This is a genomic window from Xanthomonas populi (assembly GCF_002940065.1).
Taxonomy (GTDB): Bacteria; Pseudomonadota; Gammaproteobacteria; order Xanthomonadales; family Xanthomonadaceae; genus Xanthomonas; species Xanthomonas populi.
On sequence record NZ_MDEJ01000155.1, the window covers coordinates 1 to 9,054 of the forward strand.

Here is a 9,054-nt window from a genome sequence, read left to right on the forward strand (position 1 = left end):
CGCACTTGTTTCTACACGATCCGGGTGCAACCAGCTGATCTATCTCGGGAAAACGTGGGGAAACCTCAGATCCAGCTCCGGTTCCGCGAGCAGCTCGGCGATCGGCCTCCACGCCAGGGCCAGCGACTCCTCGCTGACCTGGAAGTCCTCGTTCTCGCCGGCGATCACCACATAGCCAGCGTGCGCGGTAGGCAGCCAGTTCCTGTTGCAGAGTCGCATCCACCATCTGTCGTTCTCGGTCGCCCGTTGCGGGCCAAGCGGCCATTATCGTCGTTCATGCTGCGTACGTGCTTGTCGTGAGCGCGTAGCTTTGGCACGGTAGGCCGCTTGCCTGTCCCATCGGGATGCGGCGCACCACCTTCTTCAAGGCGCGCACGCCTTAGCTTTGCCACTTAGGATGTACCGAATGCTGAAGTCTTTGTTGAGGGTCAAACCGATCGAACCTGCCGGACATGTCGATGCCGGCGAACCGGTCGAGGGCAGCCTGCAAGGCGAGGCCACGCTGCAACGCACCCTCACCGCCAAGCACCTGATCATGCTTGGCATCGGCGCGGTGATCGGCGCAGGCATCTTCGTGATGACCGGTCAGGCCGCCGCCAACCACGCAGGCCCGGCAGTGATGCTGTCGTTCGTGTTTGCCGGTCTGGCGTGTACGTTCGCCGGCCTGTGTTATGCCGAATTCGCCGCGATGATGCCTGTCTCCGGCAGCGCCTACTCGTATTCATATGCGACCCTCGGCGAAGGCGTGGCATGGTTCATCGGCTGGTGCCTGGTACTGGAGTATCTGTTTGCAGGCTCCAGCGTCGCGGTGGCGTGGTCGGCCTATCTCATCAGTTTCATCACCGGTACGCTGGGGTTGCCGTTCCCGACGGAGCTGACCAACGCGCCGCTGGCCTGGGCCGATGGCGCGTTCGTCGCTTCCGGCAACATCCTCAACCTGCCCGCTGTGCTGATCGTGACTGCGGTGAGCGGGTTGTGCTACGTCGGCATCACACAGTCGGCCTTCATCAACGCGATTGTCGTAGCGATCAAGATCGCGGTGATCTGCCTGTTCGTCGGCTTCGGCGCGGCGTATATCGATCCGGCCAACTGGCACCCCTTCATTCCCGAAAACACCGCGCCGGGCGTGTTTGGCTGGAGCGGCGTGTTCCGCGCCGCCTCGATCGTGTTCTTTGCCTATATCGGCTTCGATGCAGTCTCCACCTCGGCCGGCGAAACCAAGGACCCGCAGCGCAACATGCCGATCGGCATCCTGGGTTCGCTGGCGGCGTGCACCATCATCTACATCATCGTCTGCGCGGTGCTGACCGGGCTGATGCCGTACACGCAGCTGGGCACGTCCAAGCCGGTGGCCACTGCGCTGGAGGCACATCCGCAGCTGACCTGGTTGAAGACGCTGGTGGAGATCGGCGCGATCGCAGGTCTGTCATCGGTGGTGCTGGTGATGCTGATGGCGCAGCCGCGCATCTTCTACACCATGGCCCGCGACGGCTTGATGCCCAAGCTGTTCGGCAAGGTGCATCCCAAATTCCACACGCCGTATGTCGGCACCGTGATTGTCGGCGTGGTGGCGGCAACACTGGCCGGGCTGATCCCACTCAGCGTGCTGGGCGAACTGGTGTCGATGGGCACCCTGCTCGCCTTCGCTACGGTGTGCGCCGGGGTGATGGTGCTGCGTTTCACAAAGCCCGAACTGGAGCGCCCGTTCCGGGTGCCGCTGGCAATGGTGATCTGCCCGCTGGGTGCAGTGGCCTGTCTGTTCCTGTTCTTCCAGGCCTTCCAGGAACACTGGAAGGTGTTCCTGGGCTGGACCGTGATCGGTCTGTTCATCTATTTCGGTTACGGCATCCGCCATAGCCGGCTGGCCCAAAAGGTTTGACTGCGAGTCCCTCGCACGAGCCCGCACCCGCACCTGCATGTGCGGGAATTTGGTGACGCGACCCCCTCGCAAAAGCCCGCACCTCCACGTGCAGGGATTCAACAGGAACCGCTGCATGTTCAAACAACTCTGGGCCACCAAACACCCGCACGCCAGCCATGAGGCGGCCGACGGGCTGGGCCTGCAACGCGCACTCGGGCCGTGGGGACTGACCGCCCTGGGCATCGGCGCGGTGATCGGCGGCGGCATCTTCGTCATCACCGGGCAAGCCGCGGCCGACCATGCCGGACCGGCGATCATGCTGTCGTTCGTGCTGGCGGCGGTGTGCTGCGCGTTCTGCGCGATGGCCTACGCCGAATTCGCCGCGATGGTGCCGGTCTCCGGCAGCGCATACACCTACACCTACGCCACCTTCGGCGAACTGGCCGCCTGGTTCATCGGCTGGATGCTGGTGCTGGAATACGGCGTGTCCGCCTCGGCAGTGGCGGTCAGCTGGACCGGTTATTTCCTCAGCCTGCTGGAACACTTCGGGATTCATCTGCCGGCCGCCTTCGTCAGCGCACCGCTGGACGGCAAGCTGCAGCAAACCGGCGCGATCGCCAACCTGCCCGCGGCCGGCATCGTGCTGCTGCTGACCTGGCTCTGTTATGTGGGCATTCGCAAGTCGTCGGCGATGAACATGGCGATGGTGATCCTCAAGACCGCGCTGATCATCCTGGTGATCGCAGTGGGCTGGAAGTATGTGGATACGGCCAACTGGCACCCGTTCATCCCGGCCAACGAAGGCCCGGGCAAGTACGGCATGGAAGGCGTGTTGCGCGGCGCGGCGATGGTGTTCTTCGCCTACATCGGCTTCGAAGCGGTGTCGGTAGCGGCGCAGGAATCGCATCGCCCGCAACGCGATCTGCCGATCGGCATGATCCTGTCGCTGGTCATCTGCACCTTGCTCTACATCGCGATGGCCGCGGTGATGACCGGCTTGGTGCCGTACACCTTGCTGGGCACAGACGAACCGGTGGTGACCGCAGTGGCGGCGCATCCGCAGCTGGCCTGGTTGCGCGTGATCGTGGAAGTCGGGGCGTTGATCGGGCTGTCGTCGGTGGTGCTGGTGATGATCATCGGGCAGCCGCGCATCTTCATGATCATTGCGCGCGATGGGCTGCTGCCATCGATCTTCACCCGCATCCATCCCAAGTACCGCACCCCGCATATCAATACCGTCATCACTGGTGTCGGCATCGCCTTGCTGGCGGCGGTCTTTCCGCTGGACGTGCTGGGTGAGTTGACCTCGATGGGCACGCTAATCGCGTTTTCGGCGGTATGCGCCGGCGTGTTGATCCTACGCCGCACCCACCCGGAACTGCCGCGTCCGTTCCGCATGCCGGTGGCCTGGCTGATCTGCAGCGCCGGCGTGTTGAGCTGCCTGGCATTGCTGTCAGCGATGACCCTGCACAACTGGATGCTGATGGGCATCTGGACGCTGGTCGGGCTGGTGATTTACTTCGGCTACGGTTATCGGCACAGCCGTTTGCGCGACGGTCGCTGAGCACGCGCGTGGCAGGCGAGCGGCCTGCTGGGCTGCACCTGGCCGTGATCCGGTGGAGCGGTAGAATAGAGGCATGAATGCGACCATTGCCCCCCTGCCCTATAGCGCCGCGCGTCTGCACGAGCTGGCGCAGTTGCTGATCGGCAACATCCGCGAGCTGGCCCAGGCCGGCTGGACGCCTGCCACCAGCAGCAACTTTTCCCATCGTCTGGACGAACAGCACGCCGCGATCACCGTCTCCGGCCGCGACAAGGGCCGCCTGGTCGAAGAAGACATCATGGTGGTGGACTTCGATGGCCTGGCGGTCGGCCGGCCGTTGCGCCCGTCTGCGGAAACGCTGCTGCACACCCAGCTGTATCGCCGGTTTCCGGAGATTGGCTGCGTGCTGCACACGCATTCGCTGGTGCAGACCATTGCCTCGCGGCTGTACGCCGGCAGCGGCGTCATCCGGCTGGAGGGCTATGAGCTGTTGAAAGCCTTCGAAGGCAACACCACCCATGAAAACTCCGTAGACGTGCCGGTGTTCGCCAACACCCAGGACATGCAGGTGCTGGCCGCGCAGGTCGAGGCCTTGCTGGACAAACAGAACCTGTGGGGGTATCTCATCGAAGGGCACGGTCTGTATGCCTGGGGCCACAATATGGCCGAGGCACTCCGCCACCTGGAGGCCTTCGAATTCCTGCTGCATTGCGAACTCGAACTGCTGAAACTGCGCGCCAGGCGCTGAGTGATCGCCGCCTTCCCCACCCCCTTGTGAGCCAGATCGCCATGAGCCGACTTCGCATCTACAACGATTCAGATCCCAACCTGCTGCAGTTCGATAGCCGCGACGGCGAGCAGATCGCTGCCGCGCTGAGCAAGATCGGGGTGACCTTCGAGCGCTGGCATGCCACGCAGCCGATCGAGCCGGGCGCCACACCCGAACAGGTGATGGCGGCATACCGCGACGACATCGAGCGGCTGAGCGCCGAGCGCGGCCTGAAGACTGTCGATGTGGTCAGCATCGCGCCGGATAATCCCAAGCGCGAAGAAATGCGCGCCAAGTTTCTGGACGAGCACTTCCACAAGGAAGACGAAGTGCGCTTTTTCGTTGCCGGCTCGGGCCAGTTCACGCTGCACGTGGACGACACGGTCTACGAGATCGAATGCGTTAAGGACGACCTGATCGCGGTGCCAGACAGCACCTTGCACTGGTTCGACATGGGGCCGGAGCCGCACTTTGTGGCGATCCGCTTCTTCACCGAGCCCGATGGCTGGGTCGGTCACTTCACCGGTACCGAAATCGCCCAACAATTCCCCCGCTACGCCCCCGAGAAACCTCCAAAGGCCAGCTGACGATGACACGACCGCACGCGCTCCTTACCGATATCGAAGGCACCACCAGCAGCATCTCGTTCATCAAGGACGTGTTGTTTCCGTATGCGCGCCGCGCCATGCCGGCCTATGTGCAAGAGCACGGCGGCCACCCGCAGGTGCGGCACTGGCTCAACCAGGTGGCCGACGACATCGGAGAGGACGTGCCCGACGAAGTTCTGGTCAGCACGCTGCAGACCTGGATCGACGAAGACCGCAAGCACACCGCGCTCAAGGCCCTGCAGGGGATGATCTGGGGCGATGGCTACAGGACCGCCGACTTTACTGCGCACATCTACGCCGATGCAGCGATCCAGCTGCAGGCATGGCATGCGGCGGGCATTCCGCTGTACGTGTATTCGTCGGGCTCGGTGCCGGCGCAGAAACTGTTCTTCGCCCATAGCGATGCGGGCGATCTGAGCGGGCTGGTCAGCGACTGGTTCGATACCGAGGTCGGCCCCAAGCGCGAGAGCGCCAGCTACCGCCGCATCGCCGAACGCATCGGTGTACCGCCTGGCGAGATCCTGTTTCTGTCGGACGTGATCGAAGAACTCGATGCCGCCAAACGTGCCGGTATGCGTACTGCACTGCTGGACCGTCTTGAGGACTACCCCACTCCGCGCTCGGCCGAGGATGTGGGTAGTCATCAGCGCGTGGAGAGTTTTAGCCAGTTGGTGCTGTAAGCGCGGTCGACAATCCGACTGCGCTCATTGTTAGGTGAGCGCAGTCGGTGTTCGGCGTGGTCTGTGTTATTTGTACGCTGAAGTATCGAGCACGCCTTGCGCATCCACTTGGCAAACGCCCGCTAGTTTTTTGCGGCGTTCTGCCGGCAGGCGTCGCCGCTCACTGTTGGCAACGGTTGTTCTACAAGGCCAGCTTTTATAAAACGTGGCTTCTGCAAAACCTGCTTCTGCAATACGTGTGCTGCAAGACACATTTGAAGTGGATCGATGCACGTTGTGCGATCTCACGGTCTGCATTGCGATCACTGCGCCCAGGCGCTCCACCCGTCTCTCTCAGACCTCGGCGTTTTTCATGTCGCTGCATGCCACCTTCGGACCGAACGCCTTGCTGCGGCGCCTCTCGCTATTGATCGTCGTCGTTACCTTGATGTCGGGCTGCCATCGGGATGCCGGTGCCGCATTGCCGAGCCAGTCTGCGGCGAGCCAGGCGTCGACAAGTCAGGACGAGGTCGATCCGGTCGATCCGGTCGACCAGGCCGCACTTGCGCAGGCAGTGAAAGCGCTACAGCAACAGCGCCCAGGGGTGACCGATTTATTCGTGGTCGGCTTTGCCGGCGATGCCAGCGACGATGTGTTCCGCAACGAAACGCTGTACCTCAAGCAGCTGTTCGAACAACGCTTCGATGCACGCGGCCGCGTGGTCACGCTGGTCAACAACCCGGACAATTTGGGCGAGCATCCGTACGCACCGCTGGCGACCTACGACAATCTCTACGACACGCTTGCCGCGGTCGGCAAACGCATCGATCGCAAGGAAGATGCGCTGCTGCTATTCGTCACCACCCACGGCACCGAAGATCGCACGCTCTACGTGCAAGTGGACCAGGACGAAGAAGATTTCATCAGCCCGCAGGACCTGCGCAAGGCGCTGGACGATGCCGGCATCGGCAATCGCATCATCGTGCTGTCGGCATGCTATTCGGGCGGTTTCATTCCGGCGCTGCGCTCGCCTGACACGCTGATCCTCACCGCTGCGCGTGCCGATAGGTCCTCGTTTGGCTGCGGCAATACCTCCAACGCAACCTATTTCGGCCAGGCCTGGCTGATCGATGCGATAAACCAGAGCGACGACCCGGTGGCCGCGTTCGATATGGCCAAGGCGGCCATCACTGCGCGTGAGAAACAGGAGGGCGAATTGCCTTCGTTGCCGCAGCAATCGCTCGGCAAACGCATCGCGCCGGTGCTGGCACGCTGGCGTGCGGGGCTGCACGCAGGGCCGGCCGTTGCCTATCCGTATCCGCCGCTGGAGGATGCGCCGGAAGCCGAGCAGGCCGTCGATCCAAAAGCCCACTCCGACGCTGAGTCAGCGGGCAGCCCGGCGAAACCCAAGGTGCCGGCGGCCTCCACCACTGCGCGCGCACCGTCGCATGTACCTACGCCATCGACACCATGACAACTGCAACACGCTGAGACTAATTCTCATTTCATCAGCGCCTACGCGGCCTCGCTACACTGGCGCAGCCAGCAAGCTCACGCCAGCCAGCATCGATCCCCGCCAGCGTGCCATCGCTTGCCAGCCTGGATCCCAATACGCCTCCCTCGTGGAGGCGTTTGTGTTTCTGACGTTAGGGATTAAGCGGCGCATCCAACGCAACCGATTCCTCACAGCGATGCCGTAGGAGCGTACCTGTGCGCGACGGGCTTCACCGCGACAACCTGCAGCGCCATGCACGCTCGCCTCCCCATCAAGGATCGGCACGCTGCAAGAGATACACCGTGCGTGCGCTGTACTGCCCGGTCGGCAGCGCAGCGCGCACCTCGACCGCGTGCTCACCAACCTCCAGCGTGGTCGGCAACGCGCCACGCCATAGATGCGTGGACGGTGTGGCCTCGGGCGAGCGGTCGTAGCCGCGCAATTGCTCGGCCGCATCGTCGCGCACCTTATCGGCCAGCAGGCGCGGGTCGGCGCGCTCCACCCGCTTCATCGGCTGCCATGCGCCAGTGTCGATCCGCATCTCGACAACCGTATCGTCCTGGCCCATGAACACATTGGCGTAGATGCCCCACGCCGCATACGCGCCCTGGCGCAGCACCTTGGGCGCCTGCAGCAGCAGCTGGGTGTCACCGGCCGCGCGCGCGGCGTGATACGCCAGCGTGTAGTCGCCGCTGGGTGCCACCTGCAGCACCGCTTACCATTCGGCGTGCCGTCGCTCATCGTGGCGGTGGGAATGCCGTCTGCATCCTTGGCGCCCGACCAGAACGCACCGCAGGCCGCGCCCACATTGTATTCGTGCAGCGGGCGAGCGCCCTGCCAACCTTCGTCGGCGCCGTGATCGACCTGCCGCTGGGTATGGCTGTGCCCGCTGAGCACCAGCACACGCGGAAACTCCTTCAGCAACGCAAACAAACGATTGCGATCGGCATGCCGGAACGTCTCCTGCCCGGGCGCTGCATCGAACAAGGGAATATGCATGCCCAGCACCAACAGGCGCTCGCGCGGCAACTGCGCCAGATACGCCTGCAGGAACACGAATTGATCCTCGCGTAGGCCGCAGACATAAGCCGGTTTGCCGCCCGGCGTATAGCTCACATCGTCCAGGAACACGAAGCTGGCGTTGGCCTCTTCCACCGCATAGGTGTCCGGACCGTAGACCGCACGCCAGCGATCCAGCGAATGCACATCGTCGCCCGCATCGAAGTTGAGATCGTGATTGCCCGGTACATGGAACCACGGCACGCCCAGCTGCGTGGTGACCTTGTTCAAGGGGTTGTAAGCCGGAACCGCCGGAAATTCCGTCACCCAAGTTCCAGCCCCGCGTCACCACGCAAGCCGATCAGCTCAAACGGCGGATTGGGCTTTTGGCATCGACACCTCGACGTATTCGGCCAGGCGCTCCCTGGCCTCATCAATATCGAACACCTCATGATCGAAGGGCCCGCCCAACTAGGTGTGGTCGATGGACTTCGTGTTCGACCGCCCAACCACTCGACAGTTCACTCCTACGAATGTCGCGTCGGCCCGCAAGCACTCTGAGCATGTCGGCATTGCCCCAGGGTTCGCCGCAATCTTTCGGGTGGGCAGGCGTACTTGCCGGCAAGCACGCGCGTGTAGCTGCCCGTCGGTCTTGCCATCGGAATGGCATTGTCACCGGGGCGCCAGCGCCAATTCTTCGTGGTCCCAGCCATGACTTCGGTGAGCCTACGCGAATCGGAGAGCTTCTCGCTAACCTTGATGACTCAGTACTGCAGGAGTTGAAAAATGGGTCTATGCGCTTCAAAGCCGAGCGTGGCAGGTTCACCTGGTCATTATCCAACCCACGCCACAGAGCAAACCCCGCCCTCTACGCCTTCATTTTCCGAGGCGTCCATGTCACCCAGCCTGCATGGCTTTCCATCACTCGGGGCTCGCAGGGCGAGGCGGGCTGGCGCCGGGCATCCGACCCTACAGCCGCACGAAGTTCAGCAGGCGGCCTACCAGCTTGGTATGTGCATCAACGGCAGACCCATCGAAGACGCTAGGGCCTGTTAACACTAATGGCCTGAGCGAGTAAACTATCGGGTATGGAGATCACACCAGAGCAATTTTCCCTAAT

At 63.0% G+C, this 9,054-nt stretch carries 7 protein-coding genes and 2 pseudogenes; 7 read left to right on the forward strand and 2 right to left on the reverse strand.

Annotated elements, in window-relative coordinates; translation table 11 throughout:
- Positions 1-39 precede the first annotated feature (39 nt).
- Positions 40-219: a hypothetical protein gene (locus tag XpopCFBP1817_RS17950; RefSeq protein ID WP_128418160.1), complete on the reverse strand. Its 180-nt coding sequence runs from the start codon at positions 217-219 to the stop codon at positions 40-42.
- A 187-nt stretch (positions 220-406) separates the two neighbouring features.
- On the opposite strand from XpopCFBP1817_RS17950, the gene XpopCFBP1817_RS17955 reads away from it, so the two are divergent.
- The 6 genes from XpopCFBP1817_RS17955 to XpopCFBP1817_RS17980 all read left to right on the forward strand — a co-directional run bounded on the left by XpopCFBP1817_RS17955 (position 407) and on the right by XpopCFBP1817_RS17980 (position 6,914).
- Positions 407-1,879 (forward strand): amino acid permease, encoded by a 1,473-nt coding sequence (locus tag XpopCFBP1817_RS17955; protein WP_167393973.1) that lies wholly within the window; start codon positions 407-409, stop codon positions 1,877-1,879.
- 115 nt (positions 1,880-1,994) lie between these two features.
- Positions 1,995-3,425: an amino acid permease gene (locus tag XpopCFBP1817_RS17960; RefSeq protein WP_128418162.1), complete on the forward strand. Its 1,431-nt coding sequence runs from the start codon at positions 1,995-1,997 to the stop codon at positions 3,423-3,425.
- Between the two features lie 73 nt (positions 3,426-3,498).
- Positions 3,499-4,152, forward strand: coding sequence for a methylthioribulose 1-phosphate dehydratase (locus tag XpopCFBP1817_RS17965; RefSeq protein WP_128418163.1), 654 nt, complete (start codon positions 3,499-3,501; stop codon positions 4,150-4,152).
- A gap of 41 nt (positions 4,153-4,193) precedes the next feature.
- Positions 4,194-4,760, forward strand: a complete 567-nt coding sequence (locus XpopCFBP1817_RS17970; RefSeq protein ID WP_128418164.1) for a 1,2-dihydroxy-3-keto-5-methylthiopentene dioxygenase — start codon at positions 4,194-4,196, stop codon at positions 4,758-4,760.
- 2 nt (positions 4,761-4,762) lie between these two features.
- Positions 4,763-5,461 (forward strand): acireductone synthase, encoded by a 699-nt coding sequence (gene mtnC, locus XpopCFBP1817_RS17975; RefSeq protein ID WP_128418165.1) that lies wholly within the window; start codon positions 4,763-4,765, stop codon positions 5,459-5,461.
- Positions 5,462-5,813: 352 nt separating this feature from the next.
- Positions 5,814-6,914, forward strand: coding sequence for a C13 family peptidase (locus XpopCFBP1817_RS17980; protein WP_128418166.1), 1,101 nt, complete (start codon positions 5,814-5,816; stop codon positions 6,912-6,914).
- A 292-nt stretch (positions 6,915-7,206) separates the two neighbouring features.
- Here XpopCFBP1817_RS17980 and XpopCFBP1817_RS17985 read toward each other — a convergent pair.
- Positions 7,207-8,274, reverse strand: a pseudogene (locus tag XpopCFBP1817_RS17985) (calcineurin-like phosphoesterase C-terminal domain-containing protein); the annotation flags it as partial.
- Positions 8,275-8,720: 446 nt separating this feature from the next.
- Here XpopCFBP1817_RS17985 and XpopCFBP1817_RS23285 point away from each other — a divergent pair.
- Positions 8,721-8,981, forward strand: a pseudogene (locus tag XpopCFBP1817_RS23285) (XopE/AvrPphe family type III secretion system effector); the annotation flags it as partial.
- Positions 8,982-9,054: the final 73 nt, after the last annotated feature.